Consider the following 17,316-nt stretch of genomic DNA (forward strand, 5'->3'; position numbering starts at 1 on the left):
GAGATTGAGAAATAAGAAACAAAAAGTTTCTTATTTGCGCTTATGATATACTATCCCCATATGAAACGCAACGAAAATTTCTAAAGGAGTATGAGACCCATATGTCTACTTCTCAACATCAGGATAAATTGAAAAACAGACGCAGAGGCAAAGAGCTGGAAGCGGCTATACTGCAGGCGGTAAGGGAAGAATTGCATGAACAAGGCTATTCTAATCTAACGATGGATGGAGTAGCGGAGCGGTCAGGAACAAGCAAAGCCGTGCTGTACCGCCGATGGGCCAACCGTGCTGAGATTGTACTGGCGGCGGTCCGGGAACGCGTGCCTCTGCCGCTGGAGGAGGTACCCGATAACGGGAATTTGAGGGACGATGTGTGCGGTGTGCTCCGGTCCATGAATCAGAACAATATCGAAGTGATGATGAAGGCTTTCTACGGGCTTGTAACGGAAATCGGCGCCATGCCGCTTGCCTCCTTGATATTCCCAGACGGGCGTCAAAACAGGACAATGACGATTGTACTGCAGCGGGCCGTTGAACGGGGAGAGGTATCGGCCGAGTCCGTTACGCCCCGGATGCTTACTTTGCCGGCAGATCTGGCCCGCCATGAGCTAATGCTGTATAACAAACCAATGTCCGAGGAGACCATTGCCAATATTGTGGACGAAGTGTTCCTGCCGCTCGTATTAAAGCGTTGATTACCATATCCAAATAGAAAAACGAGAGGAGATACGCCGCCAATAATTCGCCGTAAATATCACTCTCGCCTGATTTCAACATACAATTTGATGTCTCCACCGCTCAACCGGATGAGCCTGCCTGCCAGCGCTTCATCATCTCCTGCGCCTGCTGCGGATCTGTCATGAGCAGGGTCCGGTACTCCAGCATCCAGTTCAGGGTATTCAGCATTTGGTCGTATTCTTCCTTCTTGTGTTCGATCTCCCTCTTCTTGCTGCGAATCCAATCTATGATCTGCTGGTTCGTATTCGCATTGGAATCGTGGTCCTGCAGAGCTTCCTTCAGTTCCGCCAGTGAACAGCCGATGGACTGGAACTTCTTGACGAGCTTGAGCCGCTGGACAGCCTCTTCCGAATAGTTGCGGTAATTATTGCTTTCCCGCCGGACATGCCGCTCATCCAGCAGGCCTTCCTTTTCATAAAAACGGATCGTATGGATCGTGAGTCCCATCCTGTCCGCCAGTTCCTGAATTTTCATCATTATTTCTCCTTTGGACCGCTTGCCCTAGAGTTCACTTCATAGTTTATGCTTAACATGATCAGGCAGTCAACTTATGAAGGAGGATATCATTATGCATGTTTTTGTTACTGGAGCAACGGGGTATATCGGTTCTGCGGTCGTCAAGGAACTGATCAGTGCGGGACATACTGTGACGGGTCTTTGCCGTTCTGAAGAGAAAGCCGCGGGACTAACTGCGGCGGGGGCCACAGCGCTGTACGGTACTCTGGATGATCTAGAGACTCTGAGCAGCGGCGCTGCTGCTGCGGACGGCGTGATTCATCTGGCGTTCACCAATGATTTCTCCGACTTTGAAGGTGCGCTGGCCCTGGATTTGGGGGCCGTTGAAGCTATGGGAGCGGCGCTGGAAGGCTCCGGGAAGCCGTTTATTACCACGGCTCACGCAAATGGACATGCCGTAGATGCTGCAGTGCTCGCAATGGCAGAGCGGGGCATCCGGGCATCCATCGTCTCGCTTGCACCGTCTGTGCACGGCGAAGGCGACCGGGGTTTTGTGCCGATGATGATCGACATCGCCCGGGAGAAGGGCTTCGCCGCCTACATCGGCGACGGAAGTAACCGCTGGCCGGCAGTCCACCGCCTGGATGCGGCGGTGCTGTACCGCCTGGCGCTGGAAGCCGCCCCGGCGGGCTCGCGGCTGCTGGGCGCCGGCGATGAAGGCATTCCGCTCTGCAAGATCGCCGCAGTCATCGGGCGGCAATTGAGTGTGCCGGCGGCCAGCATAACCCCTGAAGAAGCCGCCGCCCACTTCGGCTTCCTTGGTGCTATCGCGGCAATCGACATCACAAGCTTATACAACACTGCGCAGGCAAGCCTGGCAACGCGGGAGCTTCTGGGCTGGCAGCCGGTACAGCCCGGACTGATCGCCGATCTGGAAGAAGGGCATTATTTCGCCTAGCTCTGTAACCCGGATTCATAGACACCAGGGTGTCCGGGAGAATTGTTGCAGAAACTGCAAGATTTCCCTGCCAAGCCGCTCGGAGGCGCAAAATGCTGTCTTTCGTACAACATTTCAGGAATATGGTTGATATAATGAAGAGAATGTTGTATTTAATGCAGGATTTCAAAGCAAAACCCAAAAGCAGGACTAGATGCGGAGGAGGATACTGAGTTGAGCAAAATCATTCACTGGGGCATTATCGGCTGCGGGGATGTAACCGAGGTTAAGAGCGGTCCGGCCTTGCAAAAGGCCGGAGGATCGCAGCTCGCGGCCGTCATGAGGCGCAGCGGAGAACTTGCAGCCGACTATGCGCGGCGGCATGGGGTACCCCGCTGGTACGACGGGGCAGCCGGTCTGATAGCCGATCCTGGCGTGGATGCCGTGTATATCGCTACACCGCCGTCCACCCATATGGAATACACCTTAGCGGCAGCGCAGGCCGGAAAGCCAGTCTATGTGGAGAAGCCCATGGGTCTTAATACGGCGGAATGCGAAGCCATGATTGCTGCCTGCGGGCAGGCGGGGGTTCCGCTGTACGTCGCTTATTACCGCAGAGGGCTTCCGCGCTTCCGCAAGGTTAAGGAGTGGCTGGACACGGGAGCGATCGGTGAACCCCGGTTTGTGCGCACCCTGCATATGACTAAGCCGCTCGCAGCGGTAAGTGAGGAGAATTGGCGGGTGGACCCGGAAATTTCCGGCGGCGGGTTATTGCTGGATGTGGGCAGCCATACGCTGGATCTGCTCGATTTCCTGCTTGGCCCGATTGAAGATGTCAACGGACATGCGTCCAACTTTGGAAGCCCCTACAAACCTGAGGATACCGTATCCGGCAGATACCGCTTTGAGACAGGCGTTCATGGGACGGGCATCTGGTGCTTCAATGCCTTTACTAACGAAGACGTTACTGAAATTATCGGCAGCCGTGGCAGTATCACCTTCTCCACCTTTGCGGAGCAGCCGGTTATTCTCCGGACCAAAAACGGGGAGTACCCTGAATTTATCGCCCACCCGCCCCATATCCAGCAGCCGCTGATCCAGTCCATTGTAGATGAGCTTCTGGGATGCGGCACCGCTCTAAGCACCGGCGATACCGCTATCCGTACCAGCCGCGTGATGGATGAACTTGTACGGAATTACAATGGACGCTGATTGCAGGCATACTAAAAACTAAAATAAACCTGCAGCATAAACAGCCAGCCTCCGGGAATCCGCCCGGCGGCTGGCTGTTGCTGCGCTCAATCAGAAGAAAATTCTAAGTCCTAATTACAGCTTCCAGATCCGGTACAGAATGACCGCTGCTTCCGCCCGGGTAAGAGTATCGTCCGGGGCAAGCCTGCCGTTCTTACCGTTCACAACTCCATATTTCAGCAGAGCTTCCAGACTGCCCTTGGCGTAAGCGGAGATCCGCTCTGCATCCGCGTAAGCATCCAGAGTTCCGCTGCCTTGTGCCGCTATCCCTGCTGACTTCAGCGCGCGGGCGGCGATCACCATCATCTCCTGACGTGAAATCGTGCTGTCCGGCTTAAAGGTGTTATCTGCATAGCCGGTGACGATGCCGAGCTGCTTCGCGGCGGCAAGCTCCTTGAAATGCTCCGCATTATTCCCGACATCGCTGAATCCAGCACCTGCTTCAGCAGCAGCTTTGAGTTCAAGCACCTTCAGAAGGGATGCGGTGAAATCTGCTCTGCTCACTGGAACAGCCGGTGAGAAATTGCCGCTGGAGGTTCCCAGGACAAGATCACGCGCTGCCATAGCAGCGACAGCCTGCTTAGCCCAAGACAGATTCCCCAGATCCGTGAATGTCAATGGAGCATACGCCGCTGCAAAAGTGCCGAACTCTGATGTCTGGAACACAAGTGATCCGTTCGCCGCATTATAACGGCTGTTCACGACAGCAATCATCTGGCCATCCTCACGGAGCTGGCGCACCAGCAGTGAATCGGGGTAACCCAGCTCTTCCATTGCCGGCTTGTAAGGAATTGAAACAGTTATAGGCATATCCGGGCTGCTCCAGGCCATCTCCCGGCCTCCGGCCGACAACTTCAGCTCCACTACCGGACGACTGCCGGTCAGACTGCGGGCTGCCGCATCCGGACTGGCCGCCGGGGACTCTTTTACATGAATGGAGATGTATTCACTGTTTGCTGTAATGCCAGCCAGTTGCCCGCCTGGGATTGCGAGCGTTGCAGGGCCTGTCTTGATCACAAGCACGAAGTTCGCCTGCCCCTTCAGGCTTTGCAGCGGCAGTTCAACTTCGTATGAGGCTGCACCCGTCTGCTTCGGCAGGTCGATCACGATTTGTTTCATGCCGTCTGCTGCCGGGACTGCCTGCTCCAGCGCTTTGCGCAGAATATCGCCCGTAACCGTGGCCTTTGCCTCTCCTCCCTGATTCTTGATTTCCGGTCTGATCGTAACCACGCCGTCCTTACTCTCAAGATTCACAGGCTTCGGTGTAGGTGTGCTATTGACATAGTTTGTTCCGCCAGATACCGGTGCCGGGGTTGGTGTAGCTGTTGGTGTTGGTTCTGCTGTTGGTTCCGCAGTTGGTTGTGTCGTTGCTGCTGGTGTCGGCGTTGGTGCCGTTGTCTGTTCCGGCTCTTCATCCCTGCTCTTGAGAGTCAATATGCCGTACACAGACGTGTCCTGATAACCGTTCCCGGTGGTATCATTCCAGGCGGCAACACTTTGCCGGACGCCGCTCTTGGCATCGTTAATCTGAGTGTCGAAGCCGACCTTGGTGCCGCCGGCCGGGGTGATTTTTTTGAACGGAATCTTCATTTCAAGGGTATAGCTTGTTCCGGCTACCTTGGTTGCCGACTCGAAGCCTGCACCGATGGCTGCCGGACTGAAGGAGGCTTCATTGTCATAATTGACCCGGAACTGTCCGTCATCGTCCTGATAGAAGGTGGTGCGGCCCAGATTCTCATCCAGGAAGACCTCAACCGAGTCTTGCTCCCACGCATTCGCGTTACTCTTGTCCAGCTGGGCATCGCTGACCTGGACCAGTACATATAGATTCTGTTCATCCCACAGAGTACGCGCGGTTCCGCTTGCACCCTGCCAGGCCAGCTGATACCGGTTCACTGCCATCTCAGGCGCTGAGGACCAGATTGCATCCGCTGTTCCGTCAATGACCGGTGTGCCGTAAACGGCCTCAGACACATTAGCCTCTGTCGTGTTCGGTTGATGCTCTGACATATATTTTGCCGGATCAATGACGCCGTAATATGCCGGTTTGGCCTGCAAATCCCTGTCAAACAGCAGCGGACTTGAGACAGCTCTCCAGCTGGTACGGTCATCCATTCCCCAGAAGGTAACGCGCTCGATATTGGCGGCATGTGCCTTGTAGAGATCCATCAATTTCGCATACAGATAGCCCTGGTCGACCAATTCCTTCTCCGTTTGCTTATTGTCGCTTCCGGCTTGAATATCGAGCTCGGTAATGCTGACCTCTACTCCAAGCGAGATGAATTTCTCCAGCGACAGCTTGACGTTATCGGGATTCGTGTTGATATTGTAATGTGCCTGCATCCCCACACCGTCAATCAGCAGCTTCCCGGGGTTAGTAAGCGCGTACCTGTCGTTGATTTCCTTGACCATACTGTAGATGGCCTGGGCTTTGTTCTGGTTATCATCGTTGTAATCATTGTAATACAGCTTGATATCCCACTCTGGATGATCGTCCAGCACCTCTCTGGCCGCCAGGAAAGCCTGCTCTACATAGTCCGCACCGATGGCATCATACCAGTGGGATTGACGCAGAGCCCCTTGCCAGTTGGACGGGTTGGACGGGTTATCATTCATTGCTTCATTAACTACATCCCAGGAGATCACCCTGCCCTCAAAATGCTCCATAACCTCCCGGATATGAGTTCTAAGATTGGTGAGTGCTTCGGCACGTCCCAGAGGAACGGTATTGCCTGCCGCATCCGTGGTCAGGTTCATCCAGTCAGGCGACTGCTGGTACCATACCAGCACATGCCCGTGCATCTTCATCCCTTCCGCCAGCACCTTGTTCACCATCGCATCTGCCGCTGTAAAAGTGAAATTCCCCTTAGTCGGCTGCAGCGCATCCGGCTTCATGGCATTGCCTGCGGTAGCAACGTTGTGATGCAGCTTCAGCAGATCCAGCCGGACACCTTCCAGATCCTCGGCTGAAATCGCGTTACCGATCAGGAAGTCATTCTGATAGGCTGCTTTTAGAGGAACCAGATCCCTTTGAATATCCACCGGGCCGGTGCCTGTATGCTCAAAAGTGATATCGTCGATATAAAAGGAGGCTGCTGTGTTGTTGGAGCTTTCAATATAAAGGGTCAGATATTCGCCGCCCACACTGTTATAGCGGTAGCTGCCCTCAAATTTCACCCAGCCGTCAGCAGTGCTGATCGTCTTGGGGGACAGGGCCACATAACTCGCACCACTGTCATTGCCCACCTGCGTAGACAACTGGAGCTGCGAGCTGGCAGGATCGATCAGCTTGACCCAGGCAGAGATGTTGTATTCGCTGCCCTTATCCACGTATTTCTCCACACGCAGGGAAGGCCCGTGCCAGGTAGAGGTTCTGCCTTCCACCTTCAGCGCGTAGGAACCATCAGCCGTATGATTCTCTTCACCGGTTACAGTAAGCAGCTCGGTTCCCGCTCTGCCGGTGAAGCCGCCTGCCGTCTGGTCTTCAAAGGTGATCGTATTGAATGGTAAAGCCGGGTCCCGGACAGGTTCTTCCCCGCCGCCTGGAGTGCCCTCTTCAGTGAACAGAATATCTCCAAGATAAAATGGCACTGCGGCCCCGGCCTCGTTAGAATTGATGCGCAAGCCATAATCCTTCTTGTCGGGGTCCACGGCACTGGTATCCACAGTGAATGTTTTCTTCAGTGTGACTGATTGGCCTGCCACATAGGGTACTGCCGTATAATTCCCATAGCTTTTCACCGTCTGGAGCGCCGCCGCCGCATCGTCCGGGACCGCTACATTAGCGTCAACGTAGACGACAGCAGTGACGGTGTATGTGTGCCCGTTCTTGAGGCCGACATCCGAGAATTTGAAATCAACCGCATCCCAGTTATTTACCCGGTTGTTTACGTATAACGCTGCTCCATCGGCATTTCCGTCAAAAGGAACTCCCGTGACTGCACTGAGGCTGGCGCCTCCGGATTGGACTGCCTTGCCTGTGCCGCCCGCAAAGCTTTCGTGGTATACCGTGGCCGGGGCCTCTGCTGCCTGAGCAGCCGGAATATACCCGCCTGCCGGAAGAAGCAGGACGGCTGCCAGTAATACGAGAGAGACTTGCTTGATTATTCGCTTCATGCATTGCACTCCTCTGTATGAATTTGGGTTTCTTTTGAGTTAAGCGCTTACAGTTATGTGAAAGCTGCCCCCCTTCTCAACCCAAATCGTAGCATAATGCAAAAAAAGCGTCTTACCCGAAACTAAAGATTGTACCGTGCTTTTTATAGTTCATTTCACTGGAGTGTCAGAACTAAGAAGCACCTGTCTGCCACTTTATAAGCCGGATGCTATAGAGGCCGGATTAATAGCAGTTGGATTTACTACACTTGCTGATGAGCGAATGTCCCCCTGCTTAATCAGCAGTTGAATAAACAGCACTTAAATCACTCCATTTCATCCAAAGTAGTGAAAACTACCCCTATTAGATGTTGTTTTTCCACTTGCTTCCGCACATCGCTCAGAAATTGACGAATTAAGATACGTTTTTCCACTTGCTGGCCTGAAGAAGCCACTCCTACCGGAGAACACTTGGACAGCCCGACGCGGCTCGACATCATATCGCGCCAGCCTTCACTTCATTACACCACGTGCAGGGAATCTGCACGCGATACAAAAAACGCAGAGCAGCGCCACTTAATAACGGGCAACGCTGCTCTGTTGTCTTACATTTATGGGAAAACTACTTACGGGACAGCCTTTAGATCAGCAGCCACAGCGTTCATATCAGCTTATGCGCAAACCATTTGTCGCCTCTGAAGCGCCATAGAAACACAAATCCCCGGACGGCCCACTCGCAGTTCATCGCCAGCCAGACCCCCAGCACACCGTAGCCTAGGACGATCCCGAGAATGTAACCGAATACGACCCGGAACAGCCACATCGACAGCATGGAGGTGATAGAGGTGAAGCGGGAATCCCCCGCTGCCCGCAGCGCGGACGGCAGAATGAAGCTGACCGCCCACAGCGGAATCTGGGCAATAGCATTCACCAGCAGGACTACAAACAAGTCGTCAATGATCTCAGGAGGCGGAGAGAAGATTGACACCAGCGGATGGAACAGCGGCATCAGGAGCAGGGCGACCAAGGCATACGAGGCTGAACCGATCCAGAGGAAGGACTTGATGAATTTTCTGGCATCTGCCACATCCCCCCGCCCGATGCTTTGGCCGACCACCGTCACGATCGTCAGAGACAACGCACTGGCCGGTATCTGAAACACCATCGCCAGCGAGCCGGCAATAGCATTGGTCGCAATCGCATAGGTGCCCATACTAACAATAAAAATCTGGGTCAGCAGCTTGCCGCCATTGAAGAACATCTGCTCAGCTGCAAATGGAACGCCGATGAACATAATTCTGCGCAGCATAGAGACCGGAACATGGAACAGGTCGCGGACCCGCACACGCAGTACCGTGTCAATCTTGAACAGGTACACCAGGGCAAAGATCATGCCCGCATACCGCGCAATATTGACCGCCAGCGTCATCCCCAGCACACCCATGTGCAGCAGGTTAATGAAGACTACGTTCAGGAGTACGTACAGCAGATTCATGATCAGCGACAGCATCAGCGAAGCCCGCGTCCTGCCGACGCCGCGCAGCGCACCGCACACCGCCTGAACCACGGCGATCCCCAGATAAGAAATACTGCTGCCGATCATGTAGATCCGGGCATTATCCAGCACATCGGCGGAAGCTGTTCCGAACAGCAGGTTCAGTATCGGCGTGTGGAAGCCCATGAGCAGAAGTCCGATTCCCACGGCGATCAGCGATACCGAGGTAACCGAACCCGCCGTAGCCTGGGATACCATCCGGTCGTTGCCGCTGCCTTTGTACTGCGCAACGACCACTGTCCCGCCGGTAGCAATGGCAACGAATACGTTGATCAGGAATATATTCAGTGAATCTACCATATTCACCGCACTGACCGCCGCCATGCCGGATGAGCTGATCATCGCAGTGTTTACCAGATTAAGCCCGATGATGAAAGCCTGGTCAATCAGGATCGGAATAAATAAAGCTACAATTTGCCGGTAATCCATCCCTTCCCCGGAAAGGTACTTCTCCAGCCATTTTTTGGCCGGCAGTCGAGCCTGAAGCTGCATAAATATATCACATTCTTTTCTGTAGAATAATTGCGAGCAGACAGTACATTCCTTCCAGTTTACTACAAATCCAGCTTCACGTCTGTGACCAGTGAGAAAAACCGGCACACAAAAAAGCAATAAATCCGCAATTCTCCATTAACGAAAGAACGGCGGCTTTATTGCTGCTGTATATGAATTACTGCTCTTTATCCCGGCCAAGCAGTCCGCTGAGCGCTTCGGTCACATTCATACCGGTAAGCGTCTGGGTCAACTCAGGAACCTGGGCCATTATTTTGGCAATATCACCGGTAATTTTGTTCACGCCTGAGGTAGCTCCATCCTGGGAAATCACTGTAATCTTATCCACCTTGGCGAGCGGGGAAGCAATTTTCTCAGCCAGCTCCGGCAGTATTTTCAGGAATTCCACGGTAAGCGCAGCTTGTGTGAACTGTTTGTACGCTTCGGCTTTCTTCTCCAGGGCTCCCGCTTCCGCCGCTCCGGCCAGCTGGACAATCTCCGCATTCGCTCTCCCTTTCGCCAGCTCAGCTTCCGCCGTGGCCAGTCCGCGCTTGGTCGTTGTCGCTGCCTCGGCTTCCGCCTCAAGAATCTGCCGCTGCTTGGCGGCTTCCGCTCTCATGACCGTAGCCTGGTTCTCCGCCTGGGCAGGCTTGATCACCGTTGCCTCCAGCTCCCGCTGTCTCAGCTCGACTTCAATTTCCCGGACTGTGCGGTTGGCCTCCGCTTCCATCTGCGTGATTTTGACCTGTTCGGTAACGAGCGATTGCTTAATTTTGTTCTGCTGCAATTCATACGCAAGATCCGCCTGTGCCTTCTTCACTTCTGTCTCCAGCTTGAAATCCGCCTGCTTGATGTTCAGTTCCTTCTCAAACAGGGATTCCTTCGCGCGGGCGGCGGTTCCCGCTTCAATGGTGGCCTGATGCGCATTGGCTTTGGCAATGGAGGATTCCTTCTCCGCCTCGGCCTGCTTGATCTGAATGTCGCGTTCCGCTTCCGCCTTGGCAATGCTGGCATCGCGGCGGATGCGCTCAATTTCCGGAACCCCCATATTGTCGATATACCCTTTGTCATCCGTAATTTTCTTGATGGTGAAGCTGACGACCTCAAGCCCCATCTTGTCGAGGTCCTCCGAGCAGGTCTCCCTCATCTTGCTGTTGATTTCATCAGGCGTCTTGAGGATGGATTCCACCGTCAATTGCCCGATCAAGCCGCGCAGGTGGCCCTCCACCGAATGCAGGATAATCGTCTCGCGGTCTTCTTCCGGCCGGTCGATGAACTGCTCACTGGCCGTCAGAATAGCGGTGGGATCGCTTTTGATTTTTATCTGGGCGACCGCCTCCAGGTTGAGCTTGATGCCCTGCCGGGAGAACATCGCCTGCGCCGGAATGACATCGAAGCTCATCAGCATCATCGAGATGGTCTTATTGTTCTGGAAGCCGGGGATGACGAACGTACCGCCGCCCTGCACCACTCTTTTACCGCCGAGACCGTATACAATCATCGCCTGATTGGGCGGGACTTTTTTATAAGCGGTCACGATACTGAACAAAGCCAGCAGAATAACAACAACAATGCCCGAGATTAAATAAAGAATAACCATTTGGTCCGACACTCCCGTCATTTATAATTCTCCGAATTCCCTCTCGAAGAGGGTTACTTCCGCCATTCCCTTATCCACCTTCAAAATAATCACCCTGTCGCCCCTCACAAGCTGCTGGCCGCTTGCTGCCCTCACTCCAATGGAGCGCATCGTTCCGTGCAGCACATATTTCATTTCCCCGGCTGTCCCATCTGCTGCAGGTACACTGATGTACCCAAGCTGCCCTGCCTGCTCATAATCCAATTCATTCATGCTGCTGTCATACCGGGTCATCACCCGGGCCAACACTGCATACATCAGACAACCTGTCAGCAAGGCAATCATGGTGCAGATCAGCACTACTGCAAGCACGCCCATTCCGCTGAAGCGGATAAGCACATAACCGGAGCCGCCCCAGACTGTGACAAACACCATCAGCGGGAGTATAGGCACAAAGCCCGGCCCCCCGGCGTCACCGCCCCCCGCATGCAGATGACCCGCCAGGCCATGCCCGTGAAGTCCGCCGCTGAGGAGCAGGAGCAGTCCGACCCAGAAGCACACGATAAATATAGTTAAGATAACGATCACCTCCTTAGGCAGTTCAGATCACATTATAAATACACTTTCCCGTTGTTATATGAATTGTTATTTTTGATTCAGACCGTCTTCCACTGCTGCTGCACAGCAAAAAGACCACAGCAGCAACAGGGCTCTCCGTGGTCGGTTAATCGATCATGGCGCTCATCCTCTCTCTTCGAGGCTTACGGGGTTAGCTGACGGATTCGGGCAGCGAGATTGCCCTACCTTGCCGGAGCACCGTTACAGCATGCAGCAAGGATTCACCCCAGGTGAGCGGCCGCTATCTGAGCAAAAGCCGTAATCACCGTTGGTTCCCCCGTTCCCATTACTGGAATTCAGCCATTTGAGAACAGTTAAATTTCATTCGGTTGTTGATTTGAATCTTACGCCTGCAGCCATTTAATGTAAAACGCTGCGGTTGACAAAAGAAGCCAAAAATGCCGTCCCTGCATGAATGAAGGCGTATTCTTTGCTTTCGTTCTTAAGCGGCCGATGATTTACTCCTTCTTGCTCCGTTTCTCTGGAGCAGTGCTGTTACATAGCAAAGAGGCTGTCTAGTAAGCAGTGAATCTGCTTACTAGACAGCCTCGGCCAGCAAATATTATCAATACAGTATAATTTCTTTATCGTTTCTGTGCTTCCAGCTCCCGCGTAAGCTCCAGCGCTTCAATACCGGCCAGCAGTACTATGCCAATTCCGTGAGTATCGTTGAGCTGCCAGGTGAGCTGCTCCTTGTAATAGAGCTTATTGAACGAGTAGCCTGATCCCCGGCAGACGCCGTAGACATTCCCCTGCTTGTCGATGCAGTATTCGGCAAGGGCGTGCCAGCCGCGTATTGCCGCAGCGGCGTAGGGGTGCGGCTTGAGCAGCCAGCCTCTGCGCACCCCTCTAGCGAAGGCATACACGAACATTGAAGAGCAGGATGCCTCCGCATAGGATTCAGCATCCGTCAGAACTTGATGCCATAGCCCTGCAGCATCCTGTAGCCGCAGATACCCTTCACACAGCTCCCGGAAATAATCCAGCAGCTCCGGCCGCTGCGGGTGCTGCTCCGGCAGAATCTCCAGCAGCTCGGTCAGTGAGAACAGCACCCAGCCGTTGCCTCTGCCCCAAGGCACACCATTCGGCTTGCCGAATTTATAGTCATAGACATGGTGCATAATGCCAAGCTCCGGCTGGAACAGCCGCTCGCGGTAGTGCAGAAACTGGGCCACGGCGTCATCCAGATAGGCAGCATTTCCGGTTAGCTGATAGTACCGGACCAGAAAAGGGGTGCTCATATACAAATCATCACACCACATTGTTCCCTGCATGAAATCGGTCGTGCCCCGGGTGCGGTAGAGCGCACCCGCCTCGTCACGGGACTGTGTCCCTTGAATGTAACGGGCAATGTATTCTGCCGCCCCGGCTGCTCCAGGCAGCGGCTGCACGCTGTGCGCTGCCAGCATCGCCGCACCGAATGAGCCGCAATCATCCAGGGAGTCGATTAGCGCCAGCTGCTGATTAATTCCCGGAGCGCCATAACGGCCCGTGTCCCAGAGTGAATATTCATGAAGCCGTGTGCACTGCTCAATATGGCCTCTGGTATAAGCGGTGTAATGGGAATCATCCAGCACTGTCCCTGTGCACAGCAGCCCGTATAACGTCACGCCCAGCGGATAATTCCAGCGTCCGTACAGCGTGCTCTCCAGATACGGCCTGACCGCTCCGCCGGGGCGGTCTACCCGCCAGAAGCAGCTCTCCGCCCCTTCCCCAAAGGGAGTATCCATCATAGCCGCCGCAGCAGCCTCCGGTGCAGCCGATGCAAGGAAGGTCCCCAGATACAGCCAGGGTCCTGCCTGCCCTTCCACAGGATGCGGCAAGACCAGGTTCACGGTGTCCGCTTCCGCTTCTCCCCCTGCGTCCGCCGCTTCCAGCCGGAAGCCCCAGTCCGGGCCGCCGCAGACGGCCTCGACCAGCAGATCATGGCTGCCGAAGCCCAGCGGCAGCACACATTCAAGCCCGGCACTCCCCCCGGGCTGGATGGCGGCAAGCCTGCCATCCACATAGACCCGGAGTGCCGCCACGTCCCGGCTGCGGAGGCTCAGCCGGGTGTCAGTGAAGCCCGGCGCTGTCACCGCCAGCCGGCTCCAGGCCAGCGCCTTCGCGCCGGGAACCTCGCCGAAGATACGCGCGAGATTCCCGGCGCAGGCCACGGTATCCGGCCATCCGGCCTGCGGATACCAGGCACAGCGGGACGCGAGCGCCGCTTCGGCCGCGCCGCTGCGGAATGCGCTTTGCAGCGGCTCCGCCTGGAGTGCTGCTGTTCCTCCCTGAGGAACGCCGGCGCGCTCGCACTCCGGCTGCAACATCCATCTGCTCTGCTGCGGCGCGCTGTAAATCCAGCCCTCACAGCCGCTGCGCCCGGCTGTCGGGGCCAGGAAATGCAGCGGCGCGCCTTTCACGCTGCCCGTGCCGAAGATGCCGCCGCAGCCCGTGCCGACTGCGGTGAATTCCAGCAGCACATGGTTCCAGCCCTGGCTTAGCCCGGTCCGGAAGTAGGCCCTGCGGTCCGGAAATACATCGTCGTTCAGATTGGACTGGAACACGGCGGAGCCATTGACATAGACCGTTACCGGACCGAAGCAGCTGACAGCCAGCGGGATATCGCTCTCTGCTTCGCTCCACAGCTTGCCCCAGACATAGACAAATTCCCCGTCCTGCAGCTCCGGCAGCCGTTCCTTCAGATTCATCTCATACCGGCAGTCGGATAGCCGCGGAAAGCTGTCCTCCAGATGCACCCGGTACACCGGAGGCTGCGGCGGATTGGCACCGATATAGCGATTGGCTACGATCGCAAGCACGGATTCGGTATGCTCTCCAGCCGTACGCACGATAGAATTCTGCGGATCAAAATATGCCGGAACACCAGCCTCCACAGTCTTGCTGTTCTTCACAGTCCCGCCAGCCTCCACAGTATGCCCGCTCTTCGCTGCCTCACCACTCTTCACCGTCACCCTTCCATTGCCTGCCTCACCGCCTATCACAACGCCACCTCACCGCCGGGATAGAGGGTGGAGCTGTACAGCCGCTTGGGCTGCGGCAGCTGCCGCCCGGGATGCACCGCCTGCAGCGGGAGCGGTTCGCCGGCATAGACGGCCGCAAGCTCATCCGTATAAATAATGACCTGCTCGGTCCCGCTGCCCAGCAGGTCCCCATGCACGGCGTATCCCTGCTCGGCAAACCGGGCAACGATATTCATATAGCCGTCATAGAGCGCGGGAAGCACAGCTTCGCCCCGGCGGTAAGCAAGAATATAATCCGGCGCATCCTTCCAGAAATGACTTACGGCTTCAACGATCGTCAGCCAGCCGTCCGTGGTGCGCTCTTCCTTCCACAGCTCCTGACCGGACTGGTCCAGCAGAAACATCGCGTCTTTACCGCGCAGGCCCTTGCCGTCATCTTCACGGACCATACGGTCGAGACCGGCAATCTGCAGACCCGGCAGGTCGGGACGGAACCGTCCGAGCGCCAGATGCTGCGATTCAATGGAGCCTTCATACCGCCACAGCTCATGCCCGTCACGGTCATACATCACCGTCACACTGCCGCCGATCACCAGCTCCGGCACTCCGTCTCCATTCACATCGCCGACCCACAGGCAATCCGCATGATCCTCCAGATCATGGCAGCTCCACAGCCGGTTTCCGTCCGCATCCAGCAGATCATATCCGGCCATGATCTCATCACGCCCGTCTCCGTCAAGATCGAACACCCACGGATAATGCCCCACATTGCCCTGATGGGTCCAGAGCAATTCGAAGCTGGAGTTCAGTGCCCACAGCTGATGATAGCGGTCTTTGAGGATAATGTCGGAAGGATGTCCGCTGCCCTTCAGGTCGGCAATAATGATACAGTCATGGGCTTCCTTGGCCGGTAGCGGATGGACCGACTTGACCTTGCCCGTCGCCCCCTCCAGAATCTGCAGCCGGTCATCCATCACACACAGCACCTCAAGCGCGCCGTCTCCGTCAATATCGAAGATTTGGGCCGGATAATCCGACCCTGAGCTGCCTGCACCCTCATCCGGCTTCCCGGTCTGCCACAACAGACGGCCCTCCAGATCATAGGCAGTCAGGCACTGCACCTGATGCGGAATATAACGGACATCCTGGCGGTTATCCGGCTGAACCAGCAGCAGCTCTGCCCTGCCGTCCCCGTCCAGATCACCGAGCAGCATTTTACATCTTGGACCGGCGGCTGAAATATCGATTCCGGCCAGCCGATGCAGCGATTGATTCGTTTTTTTCACAGTAATTCCTCCTTATCTCTATCCCAGTCCTGTAATCAGCCTAACTCCACAGTCTGTCCTCCAGGCACCCCGACCACAGTTCCGGCAACCTCCAGCCAGACGGCAGCAGCTCCCGGATTGTATACAAAATCCCGTGCGGCAGAAAAAACCAGACCCCGGCAGGCCTTCATATAATGAACCAGCTCGAGGTTGGTCACATACCAGATGTCGTCCCGGCCGCCGGCCATGGCACAGAAGCGCTCCATCAGCTCCCAATTGTTATCATTGTCGAATTCGTAGCTATGGCCCCACACATACATCAGATAGAGATACTGGCGCTTATGCAGTCCTATAAAAGTCTCGCCGAGGGCAAGCAAATCCCGGTTATGGTGACAGGTGGCCTGCCACTCCAGCCAGTCCTCCGGGAGGTCGAACCCGCCGCTGCTCTGGACAGTACGGGCATATTCGATGCCCAGATGGGGCAGCAGCCCCTTGATCTCCGCCGTATAGGACCCGTTCGGATAAGACATTCCGCGGACCGGCTGGCGGATTAGCCCTTCCAATACTTTGCGGTCCTCCATAATCTCCTCAACAATATACTCCTGCGGGCAGCGTGCCATGGTCGGATGGCTCCGCGTATGCGCGCTGACTTCATGACCGCGGTACAAGGCGGCGACTTCCTCTGCCCGAATGCGGTCGCCTTCTCCAAGCAGTCCCGAATTCAGGTGAAAGCTACCCTTGATTCCGTGCATGTTGAACAGGCTGACCAGCCGTTCATCTGCCCGTCTGCCGTCGTCATAGCTCATCGTCAGCGCCTTATGCCGGCCTTGCGGATAGCAGTAATACACTCCGGACATTACGGTTAAGCCTCCTTTGCATATGAGAATGAATGATCTATATAAGACACACTTAGGATCTGAACTATATGGCTTGAACTTGTAAAAGACTTCCTCTGCAGAACCTTGCGCTAGCAGGTCTGTTGAGTGTAATAATGAGGAGCAGATAGCAGTTATAGAATGATGGCCAGTTGATGGACGCCCCCCCCTTGCGGAGCAAGGACTTCGTCCATGAAGCAAGTCAGATTCTTAAGCTCACTCTATATAGTTGTATTTCCTGCACTTAAAAGACGGCAAAACACGGGTTTTGCCGGGTTAACTGTATTCTGTACAATTAAAAATGGCGAAGCGTCTTCTTTTCCAAATATGTGTACTTTTAACTGCATGAAATACAATTAAAGCTCTCGCAGTGCAATAATCGATCGCTTTAGTTGCACAAAATACAGTTAAAGCTTAGGCCCTAAGGCAGCGTCACAGAAAGTCAGCATTTCAAGCAAGGAACCCGGTGCTAATACGAAAGATTACCGG

The 17,316-nt window shown here is 55.1% G+C and carries 11 protein-coding genes and 1 riboswitch; of the genes, 3 read left to right on the forward strand and 8 right to left on the reverse strand.

Annotated features, from left to right (window positions below):
* The first annotated feature begins 101 nt into the window (after positions 1-101).
* Positions 102-695, forward strand: coding sequence for a TetR/AcrR family transcriptional regulator (locus tag NYE33_RS31105; protein ID WP_076242593.1), 594 nt, complete (start codon positions 102-104; stop codon positions 693-695).
* 103 nt (positions 696-798) lie between these two features.
* On the opposite strand, the gene NYE33_RS31110 is transcribed toward NYE33_RS31105, so the two are convergent.
* Positions 799-1,215: a MerR family transcriptional regulator gene (locus NYE33_RS31110; protein WP_341069157.1), complete on the reverse strand. Its 417-nt coding sequence runs from the start codon at positions 1,213-1,215 to the stop codon at positions 799-801.
* A gap of 91 nt (positions 1,216-1,306) precedes the next feature.
* On the opposite strand from NYE33_RS31110, the gene NYE33_RS31115 reads away from it, so the two are divergent.
* The gene (locus tag NYE33_RS31115) at positions 1,307-2,152 is read left to right on the forward strand and encodes an SDR family oxidoreductase (protein WP_341069160.1); all 846 of its coding nucleotides are present in this window, start codon (positions 1,307-1,309) and stop codon (positions 2,150-2,152) included.
* Positions 2,153-2,365: 213 nt separating this feature from the next.
* Positions 2,366-3,343 carry a Gfo/Idh/MocA family protein gene (locus NYE33_RS31120; protein ID WP_341069162.1) on the forward strand — a complete coding sequence of 326 codons (978 nt, stop codon included), beginning with the start codon at positions 2,366-2,368 and terminating at the stop codon, positions 3,341-3,343.
* 114 nt (positions 3,344-3,457) lie between these two features.
* Here NYE33_RS31120 and NYE33_RS31125 read toward each other — a convergent pair whose 3' ends face one another.
* From NYE33_RS31125 to NYE33_RS31155, 7 genes are all read right to left on the reverse strand, one after another.
* Positions 3,458-7,498, reverse strand: a complete 4,041-nt coding sequence (locus NYE33_RS31125) for an endo-1,4-beta-xylanase (RefSeq protein WP_341069164.1) — start codon at positions 7,496-7,498, stop codon at positions 3,458-3,460.
* 640 nt (positions 7,499-8,138) lie between these two features.
* The gene (locus NYE33_RS31130) at positions 8,139-9,524 is read right to left on the reverse strand and encodes an MATE family efflux transporter (protein ID WP_042134954.1); all 1,386 of its coding nucleotides are present in this window, start codon (positions 9,522-9,524) and stop codon (positions 8,139-8,141) included.
* A gap of 178 nt (positions 9,525-9,702) precedes the next feature.
* Positions 9,703-11,145, reverse strand: coding sequence for a flotillin family protein (locus NYE33_RS31135; RefSeq protein WP_341069166.1), 1,443 nt, complete (start codon positions 11,143-11,145; stop codon positions 9,703-9,705).
* Positions 11,146-11,691: a hypothetical protein gene (locus NYE33_RS31140; protein WP_341069169.1), complete on the reverse strand. Its 546-nt coding sequence runs from the start codon at positions 11,689-11,691 to the stop codon at positions 11,146-11,148.
* 155 nt (positions 11,692-11,846) lie between these two features.
* A riboswitch (cyclic di-AMP (ydaO/yuaA leader) is annotated at positions 11,847-12,033 on the reverse strand.
* A 272-nt stretch (positions 12,034-12,305) separates the two neighbouring features.
* Positions 12,306-14,708 carry a glycoside hydrolase family 88/105 protein gene (locus tag NYE33_RS31145; protein ID WP_341069172.1) on the reverse strand — a complete coding sequence of 801 codons (2,403 nt, stop codon included), beginning with the start codon at positions 14,706-14,708 and terminating at the stop codon, positions 12,306-12,308.
* Positions 14,705-15,901 carry a hypothetical protein gene (locus tag NYE33_RS31150; RefSeq protein WP_341070069.1) on the reverse strand — a complete coding sequence of 399 codons (1,197 nt, stop codon included), beginning with the start codon at positions 15,899-15,901 and terminating at the stop codon, positions 14,705-14,707. Before NYE33_RS31150 ends, NYE33_RS31145 begins: the two co-directional genes overlap by 4 nt.
* A gap of 107 nt (positions 15,902-16,008) precedes the next feature.
* The gene (locus NYE33_RS31155; protein WP_336103396.1) at positions 16,009-16,809 is read right to left on the reverse strand and encodes a polysaccharide deacetylase family protein; all 801 of its coding nucleotides are present in this window, start codon (positions 16,807-16,809) and stop codon (positions 16,009-16,011) included.
* Positions 16,810-17,316: the final 507 nt, after the last annotated feature.

The organism is Paenibacillus sp. FSL R10-2199 (assembly GCF_038000235.1).
In the GTDB taxonomy this organism is placed as follows: Bacteria; Bacillota; Bacilli; order Paenibacillales; family Paenibacillaceae; genus Paenibacillus_AQ; species Paenibacillus_AQ phytohabitans.

What these genes read in the sequence shown, in the direction of transcription:
- NYE33_RS31150 (WP_341070069.1), bottom strand. Translation starts at nt 15,901, where the DNA reads ATGCTGCTCGGTGATCTGGACGGGGACGGCAGGGCAGAGCTGCTGCTG.
- NYE33_RS31130 (WP_042134954.1), bottom strand. Translation starts at nt 9,524, where the DNA reads ATGCAGCTTCAGGCTCGACTGCCGGCCAAAAAATGGCTGGAGAAGTAC.
- NYE33_RS31155 (WP_336103396.1), bottom strand. Translation starts at nt 16,809, where the DNA reads ATGTCCGGAGTGTATTACTGCTATCCGCAAGGCCGGCATAAGGCGCTG.
- NYE33_RS31115 (WP_341069160.1), top strand. Translation starts at nt 1,307, where the DNA reads ATGCATGTTTTTGTTACTGGAGCAACGGGGTATATCGGTTCTGCGGTC.
- NYE33_RS31105 (WP_076242593.1), top strand. Translation starts at nt 102, where the DNA reads ATGTCTACTTCTCAACATCAGGATAAATTGAAAAACAGACGCAGAGGC.
- NYE33_RS31125 (WP_341069164.1), bottom strand. Translation starts at nt 7,498, where the DNA reads ATGAAGCGAATAATCAAGCAAGTCTCTCTCGTATTACTGGCAGCCGTC.
- NYE33_RS31135 (WP_341069166.1), bottom strand. Translation starts at nt 11,145, where the DNA reads ATGACGGGAGTGTCGGACCAAATGGTTATTCTTTATTTAATCTCGGGC.
- NYE33_RS31110 (WP_341069157.1), bottom strand. Translation starts at nt 1,215, where the DNA reads ATGATGAAAATTCAGGAACTGGCGGACAGGATGGGACTCACGATCCAT.